The sequence below is a fragment of the Streptomyces sp. NPDC057939 genome, assembly GCF_042887545.1.
Classification (GTDB): Bacteria; Actinomycetota; Actinomycetes; order Streptomycetales; family Streptomycetaceae; genus Streptomyces.
This window is the reverse complement of the sequence record NZ_JBHVPG010000027.1, coordinates 41,543-61,444: the sequence shown is the minus strand read 5'-3', so window position 1 is coordinate 61,444 and position 19,902 is coordinate 41,543. Positions and strand designations below refer to the sequence as shown.

Below are 19,902 nucleotides of genomic sequence, written 5' to 3'. Positions count from 1 at the left end.
CTCCTCCAGACTTCCAGCCCACCAGGACTGATATCCCCATGTTCCGTACCGCCCTGCGCAACGTCCTCGCGCACAAGGCCAGGCTGTTGATGACGGTGCTCGCCGTCACCCTCGGCGTCGCCTTCGTCTCCGGCACCCTCATCTTCACCGACACGCTCAGCAAGGCCCTGTCCGGCCAGTCGGCCAAGAGCTACGACGGCATCGCCGTCTCCGTCACCTCCTACGGTCAGGGCCGCGACGAGGAGGGCCAGAAGGAGGGCGACCCGGGCATCAGCCGGGAGACCCTCGACAAGGTCAAGGCCGTCAAGGGCGTCGACACCGTCTCCGGCCGCGTGTCCGGCTTCGCCGGCGTCGGCGACGAGGACGGAAAGCTGATCGGTTCCGGCTGGGCCAACAAGGGCTCCAACTACGCCCCCGTCAAGGACGGCAAGGACCCCCGCTACACCTTCACCGGCGGCACCGGCCCCACCAAGGACGACCAGATCGCCCTCGACAAGGCGACCGCCGCCAAGGGCAAGTACGAGGTCGGCGACAAGGTCCGCGTCGCCACCAACGGCCCGGTCCGGGAATTCGCCCTCACCGGCGTCTTCACCACCGAGGACGGCGCCGTGAACGCGGGCGGCAGCCTGGTCCTCTTCGACACCAAGGTCGCCCAGGAGCTCTACCTCCAGCCCGGCTTCTACGACGAGCTCTCCATCGCCGCCAAGGCCGGCACCTCCGCCGACCAGCTGCTGGCCGACGTCAAGCCCCTCCTCGCCAAGAACGCGAAGGCGCAGACCGGCGTCGCGCTCGCCGCCGAGGAGGCCGAGAACATCAAGAAGCAGATGAGCGGCATGAGCACCATGCTGCTCGCCTTCGCCGGCATCTCCCTCTTCGTCGGCGTCTTCCTCATCTACAACACCTTCACCATGCTGGTCACCCAGCGCACCAAGGAACTCGCCCTGCTGCGCGCCGTCGGCGCCAACCGCGGTCAGGTCATGCGCTCGGTGCTCGCCGAGGCCCTGGTCGTCGGCGCCGTCTCGGCCGCCATCGGCCTGGTCAGCGGCATCGGCCTGGCGGCCGGCATGCGGACCCTGATGGACTCGATCGGCGCCAAGATCCCCGGCGGCGAGCTCGTGATCGCCCCCGTCACCATCGTCGCCGCGCTCGTCATCGGCGTCCTCGTCACCACCCTCGCCGCCCTGCTGCCCGCCTGGCGCACCGGCCGGATCGCCCCCGTCGCCGCGATGGGCAGCGCCCACCTGCCGGCGAGCGCCAAGTCGCTCGTGCTGCGCAACGTGCTCGGCTGCGTCATCAGCGCCCTCGGCATCGGCGTCGTGTTCCTCGGCGTCTCCATGAAGAGCGACGGCCGCATGGTCATCGGCGGCGGCGCGTTCTTCATGCTCCTCGGCATGATCGTGCTGCTGCCGCTGCTCTCGAAGCCGGTCATCGCCTCCGTCCGCCCCGCGCTGCAGAAGGTGTTCGGCGTCCCCGGCAAGCTGGCCGCGCAGAACGCGGTGCGCAACCCGCGCCGCACCGCCGTCACCGCCGCCTCGCTGGCCATCGGACTGACCCTGGTCACCACCATGTCGGTGCTCGGCGTCACCATGGGCAAGGCCGTCGACCGGATGAGCACGGACAAGCTCAAGGCCGACTACAAGGTCACCATGTCCGGCGGCATCGGCAGCCTGGACAAGGCGGTCGCCGACACCCTCGCCAGGACCCCGGGTGTCGAAGCCGTCTCCGCGCAGGCCGAGGGCTTCTTCAAGGTCGGCGAGACCTACCGGTCGGCCTCGGGCGTCAACCCGGCCACCATCGGCCGGCTGCTGAACATCGAGGTCCTCAGCGGTTCGCTGGACAGCCTCGTCAAGGGTGAGGTCGCGGTCGCCGAGAGCACCGCGAAGGACCAGAAGCTGACGGCCGGCTCCACCCTGGACGTCAAGTTCGACGACGGCCAGAAGGGCACGCTGAAGATCGGCGCGGTCTACAAGGACCTCGAAGGCCTGCTGTCCCCGTACGTCCTCGACAACAAGATCCTGGCGCAGCACAGCGAGGAGCAGTACATCCGCGAGGTGTACGTCAACACCGCGGGCGGCGAGACGAAGGCGAACCACCAGGCCGTCGTGGACGCGCTCGGCAAGAACCCGGCAATGAGCGTCGCCACGCAGCAGGACATGCGCAACGAGATGGGCGGCATGGTCAACACCGCGCTGAACATCATGTACGGCCTGCTCGGCATGGCACTGATCATCTCGGTGCTGGGCGTGGTCAACACCCTGGCGATGTCCGTCTTCGAGCGGACCCAGGAGATCGGCATGCTGCGGGCGATCGGCCTCGACCGGAGCCGGGTCAAGAACATGATCCGCCTGGAGGCCGTGGTGATCTCCCTCTTCGGCGCGGTCCTCGGCGTGGCCATCGGTGTCTTCCTCGCCTGGGCCGTGGGCACCACGCTCACCAAGTCGGTGCCGAACTACGAGCTGGTCATGCCCTACGACCGGATCGGCATCTTCCTCCTCCTCGCCGCGGTGGTCGGCGTCCTGGCCGCCATGTGGCCGGCCCGCAGCGCCGCCCGGCTGAACATGCTGACCGCCATCAAGACCGAGTAGCCCGCCGACCGGCGGTACCAGGGACACGGAAGGGCCCCGGGGCGTTCGCCCCGGGGCCCTTCCCGTCGTCACCGTCGTCGCCGCGTAGCCGTCGTTGGCGTCGTTGGCGTCGTTCCCGTCGTCCGACGGGAGCGGCTACGGCGTGCCCCAGGTCCGCGTGCGCAGCGGCAGGTCGGCGGCGCCGCCGGTGCGCGGCCTGACCGCGAGGACCTGGTTCACGCCGAGGCGGGCGTGCTCGAAGCCGAGTGCGGAGGCCGCCATGTACAGCAGCCAGACGCGGGCCCGGCCGGGCGAGGTCAGCCGTACGGCCTCGTCCCAGTGGTCCTCCAGCCGGGTCACCCAGGCGCGCAGGGTGAGCGCGTAGTGCTCGCGCAGCGATTCCACGTCGCGGACCTCGAAGCCGGCCCGCTCCAGTTCGCCGACGGTGGTGCCGAGCGGGGAGAGCTCCCCGTCGGGGAAGACGTAGGCGTCTATGAACTCGTCGATCCGGTGCGCCTCTTCGTCGGGCTCCGGGGGTCTGGCGATCTGGTGGTTCAGCAACCGGCCGCCGGGGGCCAGCAGGGAGTGCAGGGTGCGGGCGTACTCGCGGTAGCGGTCGGCGCCGACGTGTTCGGCCATCCCGATGGACGAAATGGCGTCGTACGGGCCGTCCTTGACGTCCCGGTAGTCCTGGATGCGGATCTCCACCCGGTCGGTCAGGCCCTCCTCCGCGATCCGCTTGCGGGCGTACGCGGCCTGTTCCCGGGAGAGGGTGACTCCGGTGACCCGCACGCCGTACTCGCGGGCCGCGTGCAGGGCCATGGAGCCCCAGCCGCAGCCCACGTCGAGGAGCCGGGCGTCCGGGGTCAGGCCCAGCTTGCGGCAGACCAGGTCGAGCTTGTCCCGCTGCGCGTCCTCCAGGGTGCCGCCGGGGGTCCAGTAGGCGCACGAGTAGACCATCGAGGGCCCGAGCACGCGCTCGTAGAACTCGTTGCCCACGTCGTAGTGGTGGCTGATGGCCTGGCGGTCACGGCCCTTGGAGTGCGCGGGCCCCCCGCGGCGCGCGGCCTCCTCGGGCGGCGGGGCGGGTGCGGCCCACGGGCGCGCCAGGGTCACCAGCTCGCGTACGGCGGCCCGTACGTCCGGGTCGCGGAGCAGCACCGCCGTGTCGGCCGCGCCGGTGGCCCGGGCGGGCAGGAGCGGGCGCAGCGCGGCCAGCTTGGCCAGTCCGGTGGGCGGTGTGGTCGACGTGGGCGCCGGGGCGGGTTCCCGCTCCCACAGCAGGCCGCCCACCCGGTCCAGCAGCTCGAAGAGGTCGCCCTCCACGGTCAGGTCGCCGGCGACCCAGGCGCGGGCCAGGCCGAGCTCGCCCGGCTTCCACAGCATGCGGCGCAGTGCGCGCCTGTTGGCCAGGACGAGGACGGGGCCCGTCTCGGGGCCGGCCTCGGTGCCGTCCCAGGCCCGTATGCGGACGGGCAGGGGGGCGCCCAGCAGTGTTTCGGCAAGAGCGGCCAGCCGCGGCGCGGCGTCGGTCATCGCAGGCACCTCCAGAAGTTCCGACCGAACGGCCTACCCACTTCCGATCCGCGCCAATCAGCGGCTGGTGCCTCCGGGTAAGCCGAAGGGGCCGCCCGCACCACGGATGGCGGGCGGCCCCTTCGGGGACGTACTGGTCGTGCTCAGGTTCCTGCCGGGCTGCGCCGGGTCAGGAGGCCTTGGCCTTCTCGGCCGGGGCGGCGGCGGCCGCGGGGGCCGGAGCCGGCTTGGCGGCCTCGTAGAACTCCTCGCGCGGGGTTTCGAGGGCTCCGAGGGAGACCACCTCGCGCTTGAGGAACATGCCGAGGGTCCAGTCGGCGAAGACGCGGATCTTGCGGTTCCAGGTCGGCATGGCCATGCCGTGGTAGCCACGGTGCATGTACCAGGCGAGCCGGCCCTTGAGCTTGATCTTCATCTTGCCCATGACGATCATGGCGACGCCCTTGTGGAGGCCGAGGCCCGCCACCGCACCCTTGTTGGAGTGCTCGTACGTCTTCTGCGGGAAGCCCCGCATGCCCGAGATCACGTTGTCGCCGAGGACCTTGGCCTGACGCAGCGCGTGCTGGGCGTTCGGCGGGCACCAGGCGTTCTCCACGCCGGCCTTGCGGGAGGCCACGTCCGGAACCTGGGCGTTGTCGCCCGCGGTCCAGATGTAGTCCGTGCCCTTGACCTGGAGGGTCGGCTCGGCGTCGACGTGGCCGCGCGGACCCAGCGGCAGGCCGTAGCGGGCCAGCACCGGGTTCGGCTTGACGCCCGCGGTCCACACGATGGTGTTGGAGTCGACTTCAAGGCCGTTCTTCAGCACCACGTGGCCGTCCACGCAGGAGTCCATGGAGGTGTTGAGGTAGATCTCGATGCCGCGCGACTCCAGGTGCTCCTTGCCCCAGGTGCCGAGCTTCGGCCCGACCTCGGGAAGGATCTTGTCCGCGGCGTCGACCAGGACGAAGCGCATGTCCTCGCGCTTGATCGTCGCGTAGTACTTCGCGGCGTCGCGGGCCATGTCCTCGACCTCACCGATGGTCTCCGCGCCGGCGAAGCCGCCGCCGACGAAGACGAAGGTGAGGGCCTTGCGGCGGACGTTCTCGTCCGTCGTGGACTCGGCCTTGTCGAGCTGTTCGAGTACGTGGTTGCGCAGGCCGATGCCCTCTTCCACGCCCTTCATACCGATGCCCTGTTCGGCCAGGCCGGGGATCGGGAAGGTGCGGGAAACGGCGCCGAGCGCGATCACCAGGTAGTCGAAAGGCAGCTCGTACGCCTCGCCGACGAGCGGCGTGACGACGGCGACCTTGCGGTCCTGGTCGATGGTCGTGACCCGGCCGGTGAGAACCTCTGCCTTGGGCAGCACGCGTCGCAGCGGGACGACGACGTGCCGAGGCGAGATGCTGCCTGCGGCCACTTCGGGGAGGAAGGGCTGGTAGGTCATGTACGAGCGCGGGTCGACGACCGTGACGGTCGCCTCGCCGTAACGCATCTTCTTCATGATGCGCTTGGCTGCGTACAGGCCTACGTACCCACCTCCTACAACGAGGATCCTGGGACGCTCCGTGGTGCTCATGAGAATGAGTATCCAGCACCCTCAGGGGTGACGCTCGTGAGCCCCTTCACAAGGAGAGGGGACACCTCTGCTACACTGCGCGGCCCACGTGACCCAGATCATGGGGTGGAACGGGAACCGGGGGGTGGCCGGAATCGTTGTTCACCCGTCCTGAACTGGCCTCCAGGCCCGTGAGGGGAGTAGACCACCGGGTTGGTGGATACCTACCGGCGCCCCCTCCGGATGTCCACTGTTCGCACGAACACCCCCTCGAAACCCGCATGCCGGCCACCAACGAGCCCCATTGGGGGCCCACGGGCTCATATTCCTTGTGAAGAACTTCACGAAGTTCATGTGGACAGGGGGACTTTCGGCCCCCGGAAAGGCCGTTGGGGGCCCGCCCCACGTGCTGCGCACTGCCGCCGCACTGATCGTTCTCGCCCGGACCGCGATCCTCCGGCCGGGCTGGAGGGTCGACGGAGCCACGACTGATCAGTCGCGGAGCCGGATGACCGTGCGGGTCCGCGGCCCCTCGATCACCGACGGGTCCAGTTCCGGTCTCGGCCGGGGCTTCGCGGCCGCGAGCTTGATCTGCTGTCGCCCCGCCAGGGCCGCCCGCCACTGCCCGAGGCCGGGGCGGGTGCCGTGCGCGCCGGCGGCCTGCGCGAAGAGCGCGCGGACGGCGACGATCTTGCGGTCGTCGTCGAGGACCCCGGGCAGCGGGTTCAGGGCCTCGCCCGGACTCAGGTAGGCGTTGCGGGCCAGCATCCGGCCGATCGCCAGGGCCGCCTTGTAGCGGTCGCTGTCGACGGTGACCGTCCCCGCCGGGGCGAGCGGGTCGTTCCAGTCCGGGGTGTCCGCCTGGGCCAGGACGGGGGCGCTGCCGCTCAGCCGGATGCCGTCGCAATCCAGCAGGTGGACGGCGGGGGCGGGACGGACCGTCCACAGCACGTTCGCCTGCGAGAGGTCCCCGATCACCAGGCCCGTCGCGTGCAGCCGGTCGACGAGCTCGACGAACGCGACCACCAGGGCGTACCGCTCGGTGGGTGTCGGCTGGAGCAACTGCTGCCAGTGCTGCTTCACCTCGCGGATCAGGTACTGCAGCTCCGTCAGTCGCATCGTGCCGTCGCGGGCCGGCCACCGCATGGAGGCGGGCGCCTCGTTCATGAGGAAGCCGGTGACCCGGCCCGCGTCGACGACCCGGCACAGCGGCCACGCCGCCGAGGCGTCCAGCCGGTCCCGCTCCGCCGGCGCCAGGGCCAGGCGCACGGAGACCAGGCCGGCCAGGGCATCACCCGCGACGCGGTGGGGCTCGCGGTAGCTCTTGTAGAGCACGCCCGGCTGCCCTTCGAGGGTGCTCACCTCGCCCTGGCCGCCGTCGCCGATCTTCTTCAGCGGGCGCAGCGAGGAGAGCGGTACGTCGGCTCCGTCGGCGACGGTCATGCGCCCGCCTCCCAAAGGCACACGGCGGTGCGGTCGTCGTCGTAGGACTTGACCCGGTACTGGAGCTGCCAGAGGAAGTCGGCGAGCCCCGGCGGCGGTTCGCCGGTACCCCAGGCACGGGCCAGGAAGACACGGATGTCCGCGTCCCCGCCGAGGGGGTTGGACAGGCCGTCCGTGCACAGCACCAGCACGTCCCCGGGGCGGGTGGTGAAGAGGTCGACCTCGGCGTGCCGGGTGGAGGGCAGGGCCGCGGTGCCGGTGTCGATGACCCCGTCCCCGGCGGGGGCCGCGGGCGGAGCACCGCCGCCGTCCGGGGTGCGGGGGGCGAAGCGGGCGTCCAGGTGCCAGGTTCCCTCGCGGAGCAGGGCCGTCCCGCCGTCGCCGACGGTGAGCAGGGCCCTGCCGCGGACGGCCGGGTCCAGGGGGACGAGGAGCACGCGCAGGGTGGTCGCGTACGCGCGGGGCTCGTGCCCGGCGACCTCGGCGGCGCGCACGAGGGCGTCGGCGATCCGGCCGACGACGGAGTTGACCAGTCCGTTCAGGGACCGCTCGTCGCCGGTGCGCAGGCACTCGGAGAGTTCCTCGGCGTAGTCGTCCAGGAGTCGTACCGTCTCCCGGCAGACCAGGGCCGAGCCCAGGTGGGAGCGGGGAGCGGAGCCGACTCCGTCCGCGACGCCGAGCAGGAGCAGCCCGGACGGATCCTCGGCATCGCCGAGCCGGGCCACGACGAGCGAGTCCTGGCGGGGCTCGGCGAAGTAGCGGTGGGAGTCGCCGCGCACGGAGGCGGCCCGCACGGTGAACGGCCCGTGCGCGGCCCCGTCGAGGACGGTGTCCGGCACGGCCGCGGCCTCCGCGTCGGCCCGGGCGGCGGAGGCCCGGCCCGGATCCGGCACGTACCGCGGAGCCCGCGCCCCGCCGAACTTCGGATCCCCGCGCCGCGGGACGGCTGCGCCGGGCGGGGGCGGGGGCGGCATCGGAACCCGGTCCGGGGCCTCCGGCCGGGACGGCGGCTGCGGCTGAGCCGGCCGATACGGGACCTGCGGCTGATACGGAGGCTGCGGCTGGGACGGGTGATGCGGAGCCTGCGGCTGAGACGGAGGCTGCGGCTGAGACGGAGCCTCCGGCCGGTACAGCTCGTACGAAGGCTGCGGCTGAGACGGAACCTCCGGCCGGTAGGGCTCGTACGAAGGCTGCGGCTGAGACGGAACCTCCGGCCGGTAGGGCTCGTACGAAGGCTGCGGCTGATACGGAGCCTGCGGCCGGTACGGAGGCTGTGGCGGGGGCGGGGCTGTCGGGGGTGCTTCGGCGGAGGGTGGGCCTGCGGGGATCCGCGGGTCCTGGTGGGGCGGCGGAACGGGGTGGAGCGGCACCACGGCCCGAACGGGCCGGGTCGGCGGCTGCGGCTGGAGCCGCTGCCGCGGCGGTGTTCCGCCTCCGGCGGTGGGCACCTGCTTGCGCGGCCTGAGGGGCCGGGCCGACTGCCCCGGCTGCGGTGGGGCGGGTGGGGCGGGTGGGGCCAAGGGGTACGCCGGGTCGGCCTCGTGCGCCGGGCCTGCCGGCTCCGCCTCCGGCGGGCCCTCGGGCCCGGCCGGTTCGACCGGGCCCGGGTACCCCCCGTACCCCGGTCGGCCAAGGCCCGCCGGGTGCGTCCCGTACTCCCGTCCGGGTGACTCCGGCGCATGCGCCCGGGGGCCCCGCTCGGTGCGCTCCGCCGGGTGCGCGGGGGCGAGCGGGTCGCCGGGCTCCGCCGGCTCGGGCTGCCAATCCCGCACGTACGCCGCGTACGCCTCCTCGGCCGCGTCCGGCCGGGCCGGCCGATCCGGGTTCCGGGTCGTCGGCTCCGTCGATCCCGTCGGCTCCGTCGGCTCCTCGGGACCGGTCGTCTCCTGTCGCATGGTGGCCCTCGCCCTCAGAGCTTGTCGAGCGGGACGGTCATGAACCCGGGCACGGTCTCGTCGATGACGAGGTTGAAGGTGTCGTTGCCGTCGGCCGCGATGCTGGACGCCGACCGCACGATGGACCGGGTCAGGCTGGCCGCGAACTCGCGCAGCGCGGCGGCCGGTGAGACGTTCTTGTCCTCCTGGATGAAGGCCCTGAAGTTCGCGACGTGGCCGATCGTCGCCCGGTCGGCCTCGCCGATGCCGAAGGCGATGATGTTCGGCCGGTAGCGCGCCTCGATGAGTTCCTTGTGGGCCTGCGTCCAGTCCTCGTCGGTGGGGCCGCCGTCGGAGAGGAAGAACGCCACCGGCCGGTACACCTCGTGGCCCTCCGCCTTCAGCGCGGCGACGTCCGTCTCGATGCAGCGCAGCAGGGTACGGAAGGCTTCCCCGTAGGCGGTCAGGCCGCCGGCGGAGAGCGCCGGGAGGGTGTCGAGGTCGCTCAGGTCGGCCAGCGACTGGAGCACGGTGGCGTCGTCCGAGAAGCCGATCAGGCAGAAGCGGGTCTTGTCGGCGACCGTCGGGTTGGTGCTGATCTCGTTGTGGAGGTCCGGCAGGGCGCTGTTGATGCTGTCGATGGACGGTCCGGCCATCGAGCCGGACTCGTCGCACACCAGGTAGAAGGGAAGGATCTGCACGGTCTCGCGCCTCCGGGGAGTTGGAGTCAGTAGGTGTAGAAGTAGATTTCGAGCTCCGCGTGGCCGCCTGCCGGGCCTTGGACGAAGAAGTCCCGGGTGGTGGCGCCGGTGAACATCTCCGGACGGGCCTGGGCCAGCAGGGCGTTGACGCGGCGGGCGTAGTCGACGCCCCCGCCGACCTCCGGACTGCGGCCGAAGGTGAGGACGAAGGCCGCGGTGCGGCCCTTGTGCGCTTCGGTCCTCTCCCGGAGCTGGCGCACGATGCGGTCCGTGTCGCCGGCGGCGGCGTCGAACGCGAGTTCCACGGCCTGCCGCTCGACGGCCCGGGGTCCCGAGGGGGTCGGCGAGGGGCTCGGGGAGGCGCTCGGGCTCGGGGAGGGCCCCGGCTTCTTCGCCGTCGCGGCCTTCACCGGGTCGCCCTGGTCCCCCATCGCCACGAGGGCCAAGACCAGGAGCATGTCGGCGAACAACCAGCCGGCGAGCGTCAACGGGTTGAACCGCGGCCGGCGCGGCCTCGTCATCGGGTGTCCGCCCGGGTCCGGTCCGCGGCCCGCTCGTGGTGACCGTCCTCGGTCTTCGCCAGGTTCACGGCGGGCACGTGATCGGCCCGCGCGGTGGCCGCGCCCGGCAGGACCGGACCGGGAACCGCGTCGACCGGTGCCGGGGGCGGGGGCGCCGGGGCCGGGGCCGCTGCGGCGAAGTCGGCGGCCGCCCGGGACACGGCCTCGGCGAGCTCCGCGAAGCGTTCGGCGGCCCGGCGCAGCGCGTCCGTCTGCCCGTCCAGCCCGAGGACCGCCCGCTGCGAGAGCGCCACCGCCTCGGCGGTGCTCTCCGTGACCTCGCCGAGGCGGGCGAGGACCCGGGCCGAGACGTCCGCGGCGACCTCGGTCCCGGTGGTGAACGACCGCTGCGCGGCCGCGAGTACGGTCACCGAGTCCTCGACCCGTTCCCCGGCGGCGCCCAGGGCGTCCCGCACCTCGCCGTTGACCGAGCGCACGTCCTCCAGTGCCCGGCGCACCATGACTCCGCTGTCGCTCACCGCGGACTCCAGGAGGGCGCCGTTGCGCTCCATCGGTTCGGTGAGCGACTCGACGGCCTTGCTCACCTCGGCGCCGTTCGCCGTCACCGCCGTTTCGACCCGGCCGACGGCGCGCTCCAGCGGGAGCACCGCGGCGTCGACGGAGGCGAGTCGGTTGCCGGCGCTCTCGACGGCGTCGGAGACGGCGGTGACGGCCGTGCTCAGCTGGCGGTGGGCGCGGACGGCCTTGTCGCCGAGCTTGCCCAGGGTGGTGGCCGCCGCGGTGAGTTCGGCGACGAACCGCTGCGGGGAGGCCAGCCGCTGCTCGTTGAGCAGCAGTTGGGCCCGGGTCAGTACGGGGACCAGCCGGGACAGGAGGTCGTCGGCGGTGCGGCGGGCGTCGTCGGCGCGGCGTTCCGTACGGGTGCGGCGAATCCCGTGGAGGGCCGCGAGGAGGACCAGCAGGACGATCACGAAGGTGGCGGAGCCGGCGACGTGCCCGAAGGTGGCCCAGGAGCCGAGTCGGCCCTCGAAGCCCGACTGCCAGAGCTGGAGGAAGGGCCGGCCGGCGGCGGCCGGGTCCGCGCCGATGAGGGCCTCGTAGGCGCTGGTGGCCCGGGAGAGGCCGAGCCAGGTGAGCAGCAGGGGTAAGAACACCAGGCAGCCGATGCCCACCTCCAGGTGGGCCCACGCCCGGTGTTCTGGTTCCTCGGCCAGGGCGGCCCGGACGCTCTCCTCCCGGGCGAAGGCCTGGAGGAGGTCGAGTTCGGTCCAGGGTTCGAGGTCCCCGTCGCCGAGGCCCCGGAGGGCGTCGGCCAGTGATCTCAGCTCGTCCCGCCGGGAGCCCAGTCCCGGGTGTGCGGCGAGGTCGTCGAGCTGTGCGGCGACCGCGGGCGCCGTCGCCAGTGCCCCAACGGGCATTTCCACCCCCATGGAAGATGCGGGGCGGCAGCCGTACGTCCGCACGACCGTACGAAGGCGGCGGCCCATCCCCCTGCCCGCCCGGGCGACGACCCGGAGCGGCGCGCTCGGATCATAGCCCAGCCCGACGATCCGTCATATGATCCTCCATCATCTGATCGGGGGAAGAAATGGGATCAGCCGACCGCCCCCGCGGAGTGATCAGGCTCCGCGGCGAAGAGGGCACCGCGCCCGTACTGACGCGGGCGGCACCGCAGGCGCGGATCCGGGGGCGGGGCACCCTGCACGCGAACCTGAACTGGCTGCCCGCGGCCGGCGCGGACGTGAACCTGTGCGCCTTCGCGCAGTTCCACGACGGGCGGACGACGGTCGTACAGGCGCTGGGCGGGGACTTCGGCTCGCTCACCGAGTGGCCCCACGTCGCCCTCGACCACGACGACCGGACCGGCGAGTCCTCGGACGGGGAGACCCTGCGGGTGAACCTGGCGCACCGGGATCTGTTCGCGCGCCTGCTGTTCTTCGTCTACATCTACGAGGGCTCCGCCGACTTCCGTCGGCTGGGGGCCGCCGTGAACGTCACCGCCCCGGCCGGTCCGGGCTGCCGGATCGTGCTGGACGACTCACCGGCCGGGGCGACGGGCGCCACGATCGCGACCGCCGTCCCGGACGGCGACGCCCTGACGGTCCGACGCGAGGTGAACTGGTACACCCCGACGGGCGATCTGAACGTCCACGAACTGATCGACCGGCAGTACGGCTTCGGCCTGGACTGGACCCGCGCCACGAAACCCCCGCTGGACCGCCGCCCCTGACCCCCGGGGCGGGCCCCGGGGACCGTCGGGCGGGGGGGGCGGCGCCGTCGGGAGCGCGGGGCTCAGGCCAGGGACCAGGCGATGCCGTCGAGGATGTCGTGTTCCGAGACCACGACCTCGCGCGCTCCGGTGCGCTCCATGATCGCGAGGAGGACCAGGGCGCCCGCTCCGATGACGTCGACCCGGCCGGGGTGCATCACGGGGATCGCCGAGCGTTCCGCGTGGGTGGAGCCCAGCATCCGCTCCGTGATCCCGCGGACCTGCTCGTAGGGGATCCGCGAGTGGTGGATCGCCGCGGAGTCGTACGCGTCGAGACCGAGGGCGATGGCGGCGACCGTGGTCACCGAGCCGGCCAGGCCGACGAGGGTGCGGGCCCCGCCGAGCGGGACCGTGGCGGCCGCCAGGTCGAGCGCGGCCTCGATGTCGGCCCGTACGGCGGCGATCTGCGCCTCGGTGGGCGGGTCGGTGATCCGACCGTCCACCATGAGGTGCCGCTCGGTCATCCGGACGCAGCCGACGTCGACGGAACGGGCCGCCCGCACGTGTTCCTCGCCGACGACGAACTCGGTGGAACCCCCGCCGATGTCCACGACCAGGAAGGGTCGCTCCAGCTCACCCGCGCCGGCGAGGTCCTTGGTGGCGCCGGTGAAGGAGAACTCCGCCTCCTGGTCCCCGGAGATCACCTCGGGTTCGACGCCGAGGATGTCGAGGACGCCGCGTACGAAGTCGTCCCGGTTCTCGGCGTCCCGCGAGGCCGAGGTGGCCACGAAGCGGACCCGCTCGGCACCGAGGTCCTTGATCACCGCGGCGTACTCGCGGCAGGCGGCGAAGGTGCGCTCCAGCGCGTCCGGGGCGAGCCGGCCGGTGCGGTCCACGCCCTGGCCGAGCCGGACGATGGTCATGCGGCGGTCCAGCTCGGTCATCACGCCCGTGTCGGGGTCGCAGTCCGCGACGAGCAGGCGGATGGAGTTGGTGCCGCAGTCGATGCCCGCGACCCGCGTCACAGGGACCCCTCGGCCTTCTCCGCGGCGTTCTCCTCGGTCTTCTTCTCCCCGCAGGGGGTGACGCAGGCGCCCTTGGCCCACCATTCGGGCAGCATCGCCAGGGCCTCGTCGCCGAACGGGTTCACGCCGGGGCCCGCGGCCAGGGAGTGGCCGACGAGCACGTGCAGGCACTTGACCCGGTCGGGCATGCCGCCGGCGCTCGGGAAGCCCTGGAGCACGTCGATGGCGTCGCGGCGCCGGATGTAGTCCTCGTGCGCGGCCCGGTAGGCGGCGGCGAGCTCCGGGTCCTCGGCGAGCCGGGCCTGCATCTCCTTCATCACGCCGTTGGCCTCCAGCGTGCCGATCGCGGAGGCCGCGCGCGGGCACGTCAGGTAGTACAGCGTCGGGAAGGGGGTGCCGTCGGGGAGCCGGGGGGCGGTCTCGACGACGTCCGGCTGCCCGCAGGGGCAGCGGTGCGCGATGGCGCGCAGTCCGCGCGGGGGACGGCCGAGCTGCTGCTCGAACGCCTCGATGTCCGCGTCGGTCGGCTCGGTCCGGTCGGTCTGGGGCGGGGGCGTCTGCATGCCTGGAGGAAGTCTCTTCGGTGTCGTGGGTGGTGGGTGCGGGACGGACGGGTACGCGTTCAGTCGCCGGGGCGGTCGGCCTTGTCGACCCCGTCCCAGACGTTGGAGTACCAGGGACGGTCGGAACCGGCCTCCCCGCCGCGGTGGCGCTCCGAGGCCTCGGCCCCGGGGTCGTTCATGATGTAGCCGGTCTCGCCCGGACGCAGGAAGTGCAGGTGCTTGCGCGCCTGCTGCTCCGCGTAGGCCGGGTCCTGCCAGCGGGCCTTCTCGTCACGGAGCTGTTCGAGGCGCTTGTACGCGTCGACCGCCGCCCGTTGCTGGTCCGCGATCTCCGAGCGCTGGGAAACGTACTGGCGCATCGGGTACGCGAGGGCGACGACCAGGGTACAGAGGACGAGGACGAGCAGTGCGGCCCGGCCGGTGAGCCGGCTGCGGCGGACCTGGCGCCGCGACTGCGAGCGGTAGACGTGCGCGGCGGTCCGTTCACCGAGCTGCTTGAGCCTGGTCGCCGTCGAGAAGGTGGAGAACCGGTCCCGGTTCCCGGCCATGGTCCCGCCTCCCCTGAATGCGCGCTACGCAATACGTCCCCGCACACGGTACGGGACCGAGTGCGGGGACGTACGGAGGCCGGCGCCGCGAGGCGCTGATTGGCCCTTAGCCCTTGAAGCGCGGGAAGGCGGAGCGGCCCGCGTACACGGCGGCGTCGTCGAGGATCTCCTCGATGCGCAGCAGCTGGTTGTACTTGGCGACGCGGTCCGAGCGGGCCGGGGCGCCGGTCTTGATCTGGCCGCAGTTCACGGCGACCGCGAGGTCGGCGATGGTGACGTCCTCGGTCTCGCCGGAGCGGTGCGACATCATGCACTTGAAGCCGTTGCGCTGGGCCATCTCGACGGCGTCGAGGGTCTCGGTCAGCGAACCGATCTGGTTCACCTTCACGAGCAGGGCGTTCGCGGAGCCCTCCTCGATGCCGCGGGCCAGGCGCTCCGGGTTGGTGACGAAGAGGTCGTCGCCGACGATCTGGACCTTGGTGCCCAGCTTGTCGGTGAGGGTCTTCCAGCCGGCCCAGTCGTCCTCGTACAGCGGGTCCTCGATGGAGACCATCGGGTACGCGGAGACGAGCTCCTCGTAGTACTCGGTCATCTCGGCGGCCGAGCGGGACTGGCCCTCGAACTCGTACTTGCCGTCCTTGTAGAACTCGGACGCGGCGACGTCGAGCGCGAGCGCGATGTCCTTGCCCGGGACGTAGCCGGCCTGCTTGATGGCCTCGACGATGAGGTCGAGCGCGGCGCGGTTGGACTCCAGGTTCGGGGCGAAGCCGCCCTCGTCACCGAGGCCGGTGGAGAGGCCCTTGGTGTGGAGGACCTTCTTGAGGGTGTGGTAGACCTCGGCACCCCAGCGCAGCGCCTCGGAGAAGGACTCCGCGCCGATCGGGGCGATCATGAACTCCTGGATGTCCACGTTGGAGTCGGCGTGCGACCCACCGTTGAGGATGTTCATCATCGGAACGGGCAGCAGGTGCGCGTTCGGGCCGCCGAGGTAGCGGAAGAGCGGCAGGTCCGAGGCCTCGGACGCGGCGTGCGCGACGGCGAGGGACACGCCGAGGATGGCGTTGGCGCCGAGGGAGCCCTTGTTCTCGGTGGCGTCCAGGTCGAACATGGCCTGGTCGATCAGGCGCTGCTCGGTGGCGTCGTAGCCGACGAGCTCCGGGCCGATCTGCTCGATGACGGCGAGGACGGCCTTCTCGACACCCTTGCCGAAGTAACGGTTGGGGTCACCGTCACGCAGCTCGATGGCCTCGAATGCACCGGTGGAGGCGCCGGACGGAACTGCAGCACGGCCGGTGCTGCCATCGTCGAGGCCCACCTCGACCTCGACCGTGGGGTTGCCTCGGGAGTCCAGGATTTCCCGGGCTACGACGACGTCGATGGACGGCACGAGCATCTCCTTCTGGGATGTGACGCTGGGTGTGCGGTGGCGTGTCAGGCCGTGGGATGGCCTTGCCGCCTAGAGCCTAACCGGCTCCGGGCACTGGGCCCGCCGACCGCCCGGGTCCTGGGACGAAATAGGGGCTGAATGCCCCTCTTCCAGGACATAGGTCTCTTGAAGATTCGGTTTCCGGACCGCCGGGAGCGGGCCGGAACGGTCCCGGAACATGCCGCCGCCCGGCGCGTGGGGGGATACGCGCCGGGCGGTGGGCATGCTGCGGAGACCGCGGGTGATGCGGTGTTATGCCGGAATTCAGCTGAGCTTCAGCTTCTGACCCGGGAAGATCAGGTCGGCGTCCTTGACGGTGTCCTTGTTCAGCTGGAAGAGCTTCTCCCAGCCGCCCTTGACGCCGTTCGCCTGGGCGATGGTGCCCAGGGTGTCGCCGGCCTTGACCACGTAGGAACCGTTGCCGGTGGCCGGGGCCTCGGTCTTGGGGGCCTGCGGCTTGATGGCCGGGGTCTCGACGCGCTCGGAGCGCGAGACGGGGACCTCGGTGCGCTTCGGCTCGGCCTTCGGCGTGCTCGGCTTGGCGGGCGTGGCCGGCTTCGCGGGCTTCGCCGGGGCGGGCTTGGCCGGCTTCGTCTCGGGCTTCGGCTTGGCGGGCGTGGTGGTCGAGCCGCCGCCGTTGTACGCGGAGTTGGACAGGCCCTTGCCGCAGTGCGGCCAGGCGCCCTTGCCCTGGCCCTTGAGGACCTTCTCGGCGATGGCTATCTGCTGGGACTTGCTGGCCTGGTTGGCCGTCGCGGCGTACGCCTTGCCGCCGTACCCGGCCCAGGTGGAGGCCGAGAACTGCAGGCCGCCGTAGTAGCCGTTGCCGGTGTTGATGGCCCAGTTGCCACCGGACTCGCACTGCGCGACCTTGTCCCACTCGGAGACGGTCGCGGCGCTCGCGGTACCGGCGGCCATCAGCGGAGCCGCGACGGCGACACCGGCGACACCGGCGAGCGTGACGATACGGACGGCCTTGGAGCCGCGACGGTGCTTGCCCTTGCCGGAAAGCAGCATGGATTTCTCCTCACCGACGCCTTCGAGGTGAGCTGTCGGGTTCGGGCGGATGAGTTGCCCGGTCACGTGTCGAGCACGTGGCTTAACCCCAAGCCGGTACGCAGCCGTCTCTCAACGGCCTTTCCCGGCGCCTACCTTGGTTCCCCCGCTCCTGCCTTCGGCGCTTGCGCGACGACTGTTCCCCCCGTCCGCCGGCAGGATTCGGCGATGCGGTCGAAGGAGCCCGCGGTGGCGAGCGACTCAGAAGGTAGACAGGTCTCCCCCTGATGTTCAACGCGCGACATCAGGGAGAAACCGGCCTACTTGCCATCCTCAAAAGTACGTTTACGCAGGTGAGGGGCGGGTTTGTGGAAGTTCCGGAATGAGACACGCCAGTTGATCGGAAGAGACGCATGTCTCATTTGCCGATAACGGACATTCAGCTCTTTCCGGATGGTCGAACTGCCCCTATTCCTTGGTTAGATCCAGGTTCTGACCCGGCTTGATGAGGTCGGCGTCCTTCCCGATGAGCTGCTCGTTGGCCGCGTACAGCTCGTTCCAACCACCCTTGAGGCCCTTGGCGTCGGCGATCGCGGTGAGGCTGTCGCCGGCCTTCACGGTGTACGAGGGCTTCGACGCGGCGTCAGAAGCGCCCGGCGCCTCGTCGGCCGCCGGACCGCGGTGCTTGCCCGCTCCGTCGACCACACCGGCGGGCACGGCCGTGGGCGTGGCACCCGGGAGGGGCGGGGTCACGGGGGCCGTCGGGTCCACCGGGGTGGTGGGGGTGCCCGGGACGGTCGGGGTGCCCGGGGCCGTCGGGTCCGCCGGAGTGGTGGGCGCCGTGGTGGGCGGGGTCGTGGTGGGCGGCACGGTCGTCGGCGGGACCGTCGGGTCCGTGGACGGGGCCGGGGAGACGGGGTCGGGCATGACGGGCAGTCCGCTGGTGGGGCCCAGCGGGTAGTCCGGCAGGCCGGTCGGGCCGGTGGAGGGGCCTTCCTGGCCCGGCTGCGGGGTCGGGGCCCCGAAGTCGACGGCGGGCTCGGAGCCGGTGACGGGCACCGAACCCTCGGGCCGGACGGGGGTGGGCGCGACCGGGCCGGCGGGCCGGGGGTCACCCGGGTCCACCGCGGCGGCCGGGCCCTGCTGGGTCAGACCGGCCGAGGCGGCGCACAGCGGCCACGCCTGGGGGCCCTGCGAGGCCAGCACCTTCTCGCCGACGGCTATCTGCTGGGAGCGGCTGGCGAGGTCCGGGCGCTCCGCGTAGGCGAGTCCGCCCGCGTTCCTCCACTGCTCCTGGGTGAACTGGAGCCCCCCGTACTCACCGCTGCCGTAGTTGGCACTCCAACTGCCGTCGCTCTCGCAGTCGGCCACCTTGTCCCACGTGCTCGTGTCGGCCGCACTGGCGTTCGTGGCGGCGAGCAGGGGCAGGGCGAGTGCGGAGCCGGTGACTCCGGCGGTGACGACCAGGGCGGGTACCTGGCGGGGGCGTCTGTGGCGGCCGTTCCCGGAACGCATGAGGCTGCACCTTTCGCATAACGGCGGGGTAACGGCAGAACCTAGCGGCCTTCGAACGATTGTCACAAGTTCGGTAGGTGACTGACGTGTGATCAGACGGCGTCGGAATGCGTCTCAGTTGTTTCGAGGTGTGAAGCGAACCGGAAGGGTGCGCAGGCCACGCATGATGAGTCCGCCGCGCCAGCGCAGGTCCGCGGGAGGAACGGCAAGTTCCAGATCCGGCAGACGCGTCAGCAAAGTCGCGAGCGCCGTCTGCCCTTCGAGCCGGGCGAGCGGAGCGCCGAGGCAGTAGTGGATCCCGTGGCCGTACCCGAGGTGTTGGTTGTCACCGCGGGACAGGTCCAGGGCGTCCGGATCGGCGAACCGCTCGGGGTCGCGGTCGGCCGCCGCGAGGACCACCAGCACCGGGTCGCCGGCCGCGATCTCCTGCCCGCCCAGGGTCAGCGGCACGGTCGCGAACCGCCAGGTCGCCAGCTCCACCGGGCCGTCGTAGCGCAGGAGTTCCTCGACGCCGGTCTCCAGCAGGCCACTCTCGCCGGCCGCGAGGGAGGCCTGGAGGCGCTCGCGCTGTTCCGGGTTCATGAAGAGGGAGTGGACGCCGTTGCCGATGAGGTTCACGGTCGTCTCGAAGCCGGCGAACAGCAGGATGAACGCCATCGCCGTGGCCTCGGCCTCGGTGAGGTGGTCGCCGTGGTCGCTCGCCCGGATCAGGTCGGAGATGAGGTCATTGCCCAGGTCATCCCTTTTGCGGTGGATGAGTTCCCCGAGATAGGTGCGCATCCGCTTGACCGAGCGGGCGACCCCGCCGCGCGGACCGCCGCCGTGGCGGATCATCATCCCGGCCCAGTCGCGGAAGTCGTCCTGGTCCTCGCGCGGTACGCCGAGCATCTCGCAGATGGCGTAGATGGGGAGCGGGAAGGCGAACTCGTGGATGAGGTCGGCCTCCCCCTTCGCGGCGAAGGCGTCGATCAGGTGGTCGGTGAGCTCCTGCACGCGCGGGGTGAACTCGGCGACGCGGCGCGGGGTGAACGCCTTCGACACCAGCCTGCGCAGTCGGGTGTGGTCCGGCGGGTCGATGTTCAGCAGGTGCGTCATCAGCTCCGCCTTGCGCTCCCCCGGGATGCCGGTCCTGCCCTTGGCGTGCGCGGGTTCGGCGTGGTGCGCCGGGTTCTTGCTGAGGCGCTGGTCGGCGAGCGCCTGCCGGGCGTCGGCGTAGCGGGTCACGAGCCAGGCCTCGACCCCGCTGGGGAGCTTGGTGCGGTGCACCGGGGAGTGCTCGCGCAGCCAGGCGTAGGCGGGGTAGGGGTCGGTCGCGAACTCCCAGTCGAAGAGGGTCGGGCCCTCCGTGGAGGGGGAATCGGCCGGGGTCGCGGAGGTCTGCTCATGCACCCGCAGACCGTATCCCGGACCGTACCGGCGATCCGATATGGGGTGTTCGTCGAGGCTG

Annotated in this window: 16 protein-coding genes and 1 riboswitch; of the genes, 2 read left to right on the top strand and 14 right to left on the bottom strand. The window is 71.8% G+C overall.

Annotation, left to right across the window (positions count from 1 at the left end; genetic code table 11):
* Window positions 1-38 precede the first annotated feature (38 nt).
* Window positions 39-2,585, top strand: coding sequence for an ABC transporter permease (locus tag ACFVS6_RS26260; protein WP_389707463.1), 2,547 nt, complete (start codon window positions 39-41; stop codon window positions 2,583-2,585).
* Between the two features lie 135 nt (window positions 2,586-2,720).
* On the opposite strand, the gene ACFVS6_RS26255 is transcribed toward ACFVS6_RS26260, so the two are convergent.
* The 7 genes from ACFVS6_RS26255 to ACFVS6_RS26225 form a co-directional block, all read right to left on the bottom strand.
* Window positions 2,721-4,100, bottom strand: coding sequence for a class I SAM-dependent methyltransferase (locus ACFVS6_RS26255; RefSeq protein WP_389707461.1), 1,380 nt, complete (start codon window positions 4,098-4,100; stop codon window positions 2,721-2,723).
* 169 nt (window positions 4,101-4,269) lie between these two features.
* Entirely contained in the window at window positions 4,270-5,655 is a 1,386-nt protein-coding gene (locus tag ACFVS6_RS26250; protein WP_389707459.1) for an NAD(P)/FAD-dependent oxidoreductase, read from the bottom strand.
* A gap of 471 nt (window positions 5,656-6,126) precedes the next feature.
* Window positions 6,127-7,077 (bottom strand): hypothetical protein, encoded by a 951-nt coding sequence (locus tag ACFVS6_RS26245; protein ID WP_389707457.1) that lies wholly within the window; start codon window positions 7,075-7,077, stop codon window positions 6,127-6,129.
* Window positions 7,074-8,051 (bottom strand): protein phosphatase 2C domain-containing protein, encoded by a 978-nt coding sequence (locus ACFVS6_RS26240; protein WP_389707455.1) that lies wholly within the window; start codon window positions 8,049-8,051, stop codon window positions 7,074-7,076. Before ACFVS6_RS26240 ends, ACFVS6_RS26245 begins: the two co-directional genes overlap by 4 nt.
* A gap of 935 nt (window positions 8,052-8,986) precedes the next feature.
* Window positions 8,987-9,652, bottom strand: a complete 666-nt coding sequence (locus ACFVS6_RS26235) for a VWA domain-containing protein (RefSeq protein ID WP_389707453.1) — start codon at window positions 9,650-9,652, stop codon at window positions 8,987-8,989.
* A gap of 26 nt (window positions 9,653-9,678) precedes the next feature.
* Window positions 9,679-10,173 carry a hypothetical protein gene (locus tag ACFVS6_RS26230; RefSeq protein ID WP_389707451.1) on the bottom strand — a complete coding sequence of 165 codons (495 nt, stop codon included), beginning with the start codon at window positions 10,171-10,173 and terminating at the stop codon, window positions 9,679-9,681.
* Window positions 10,170-11,591: a methyl-accepting chemotaxis protein gene (locus tag ACFVS6_RS26225; protein WP_389707449.1), complete on the bottom strand. Its 1,422-nt coding sequence runs from the start codon at window positions 11,589-11,591 to the stop codon at window positions 10,170-10,172. The genes ACFVS6_RS26230 and ACFVS6_RS26225 overlap by 4 nt, the downstream gene beginning before the upstream one ends.
* Before the next feature lie 170 nt (window positions 11,592-11,761).
* On the opposite strand from ACFVS6_RS26225, the gene ACFVS6_RS26220 reads away from it, so the two are divergent.
* Complete coding sequence (locus ACFVS6_RS26220; protein ID WP_389707447.1) at window positions 11,762-12,403, top strand: tellurium resistance protein; 642 nt, start codon at window positions 11,762-11,764, stop codon at window positions 12,401-12,403.
* Between the two features lie 62 nt (window positions 12,404-12,465).
* Here the strand turns inward: ACFVS6_RS26220 and ACFVS6_RS26215 are convergent, their stop codons facing one another.
* The 7 genes from ACFVS6_RS26215 to ACFVS6_RS26185 form a co-directional block, all read right to left on the bottom strand.
* On the bottom strand, window positions 12,466-13,407 hold the full coding sequence (locus tag ACFVS6_RS26215; protein ID WP_389707445.1) for an exopolyphosphatase: 942 nt from the start codon (window positions 13,405-13,407) through the stop codon (window positions 12,466-12,468).
* Window positions 13,404-13,970, bottom strand: a complete 567-nt coding sequence (locus ACFVS6_RS26210) for a DUF501 domain-containing protein (protein ID WP_389707443.1) — start codon at window positions 13,968-13,970, stop codon at window positions 13,404-13,406. Before ACFVS6_RS26210 ends, ACFVS6_RS26215 begins: the two co-directional genes overlap by 4 nt.
* 59 nt (window positions 13,971-14,029) lie before the next feature.
* Complete coding sequence (locus ACFVS6_RS26205; protein ID WP_389707441.1) at window positions 14,030-14,518, bottom strand: septum formation initiator family protein; 489 nt, start codon at window positions 14,516-14,518, stop codon at window positions 14,030-14,032.
* Between the two features lie 106 nt (window positions 14,519-14,624).
* Window positions 14,625-15,911: a phosphopyruvate hydratase gene (gene eno, locus ACFVS6_RS26200; protein WP_281203559.1), complete on the bottom strand. Its 1,287-nt coding sequence runs from the start codon at window positions 15,909-15,911 to the stop codon at window positions 14,625-14,627.
* A 297-nt stretch (window positions 15,912-16,208) separates the two neighbouring features.
* Window positions 16,209-16,961, bottom strand: coding sequence for a transglycosylase family protein (locus tag ACFVS6_RS26195; protein ID WP_389707439.1), 753 nt, complete (start codon window positions 16,959-16,961; stop codon window positions 16,209-16,211).
* Window positions 16,962-16,963: 2 nt separating this feature from the next.
* Window positions 16,964-17,134: riboswitch (cyclic di-AMP (ydaO/yuaA leader) on the bottom strand.
* Window positions 17,135-17,408: 274 nt separating this feature from the next.
* The gene (locus ACFVS6_RS26190) at window positions 17,409-18,455 is read right to left on the bottom strand and encodes a transglycosylase family protein (protein WP_389707437.1); all 1,047 of its coding nucleotides are present in this window, start codon (window positions 18,453-18,455) and stop codon (window positions 17,409-17,411) included.
* Between the two features lie 114 nt (window positions 18,456-18,569).
* On the bottom strand, window positions 18,570-19,844 hold the full coding sequence (locus tag ACFVS6_RS26185; protein ID WP_389707435.1) for a cytochrome P450: 1,275 nt from the start codon (window positions 19,842-19,844) through the stop codon (window positions 18,570-18,572).
* Window positions 19,845-19,902: the final 58 nt, after the last annotated feature.

What these genes read in the sequence shown, in the direction of transcription:
- ACFVS6_RS26260 (WP_389707463.1), top strand. Translation starts at nt 39, where the DNA reads ATGTTCCGTACCGCCCTGCGCAACGTCCTCGCGCACAAGGCCAGGCTG.
- ACFVS6_RS26255 (WP_389707461.1), bottom strand. Translation starts at nt 4,100, where the DNA reads ATGACCGACGCCGCGCCGCGGCTGGCCGCTCTTGCCGAAACACTGCTG.
- ACFVS6_RS26250 (WP_389707459.1), bottom strand. Translation starts at nt 5,655, where the DNA reads ATGAGCACCACGGAGCGTCCCAGGATCCTCGTTGTAGGAGGTGGGTAC.
- ACFVS6_RS26245 (WP_389707457.1), bottom strand. Translation starts at nt 7,077, where the DNA reads ATGACCGTCGCCGACGGAGCCGACGTACCGCTCTCCTCGCTGCGCCCG.
- ACFVS6_RS26240 (WP_389707455.1), bottom strand. Translation starts at nt 8,051, where the DNA reads ATGCCGCCCCCGCCCCCGCCCGGCGCAGCCGTCCCGCGGCGCGGGGAT.
- ACFVS6_RS26230 (WP_389707451.1), bottom strand. Translation starts at nt 10,173, where the DNA reads ATGACGAGGCCGCGCCGGCCGCGGTTCAACCCGTTGACGCTCGCCGGC.
- ACFVS6_RS26225 (WP_389707449.1), bottom strand. Translation starts at nt 11,591, where the DNA reads ATGCCCGTTGGGGCACTGGCGACGGCGCCCGCGGTCGCCGCACAGCTC.
- ACFVS6_RS26220 (WP_389707447.1), top strand. Translation starts at nt 11,762, where the DNA reads ATGGGATCAGCCGACCGCCCCCGCGGAGTGATCAGGCTCCGCGGCGAA.
- ACFVS6_RS26210 (WP_389707443.1), bottom strand. Translation starts at nt 13,970, where the DNA reads ATGCAGACGCCCCCGCCCCAGACCGACCGGACCGAGCCGACCGACGCG.
- ACFVS6_RS26205 (WP_389707441.1), bottom strand. Translation starts at nt 14,518, where the DNA reads ATGGCCGGGAACCGGGACCGGTTCTCCACCTTCTCGACGGCGACCAGG.
- eno (WP_281203559.1), bottom strand. Translation starts at nt 15,911, where the DNA reads ATGCTCGTGCCGTCCATCGACGTCGTCGTAGCCCGGGAAATCCTGGAC.
- ACFVS6_RS26195 (WP_389707439.1), bottom strand. Translation starts at nt 16,961, where the DNA reads ATGCTGCTTTCCGGCAAGGGCAAGCACCGTCGCGGCTCCAAGGCCGTC.
- ACFVS6_RS26190 (WP_389707437.1), bottom strand. Translation starts at nt 18,455, where the DNA reads ATGCGTTCCGGGAACGGCCGCCACAGACGCCCCCGCCAGGTACCCGCC.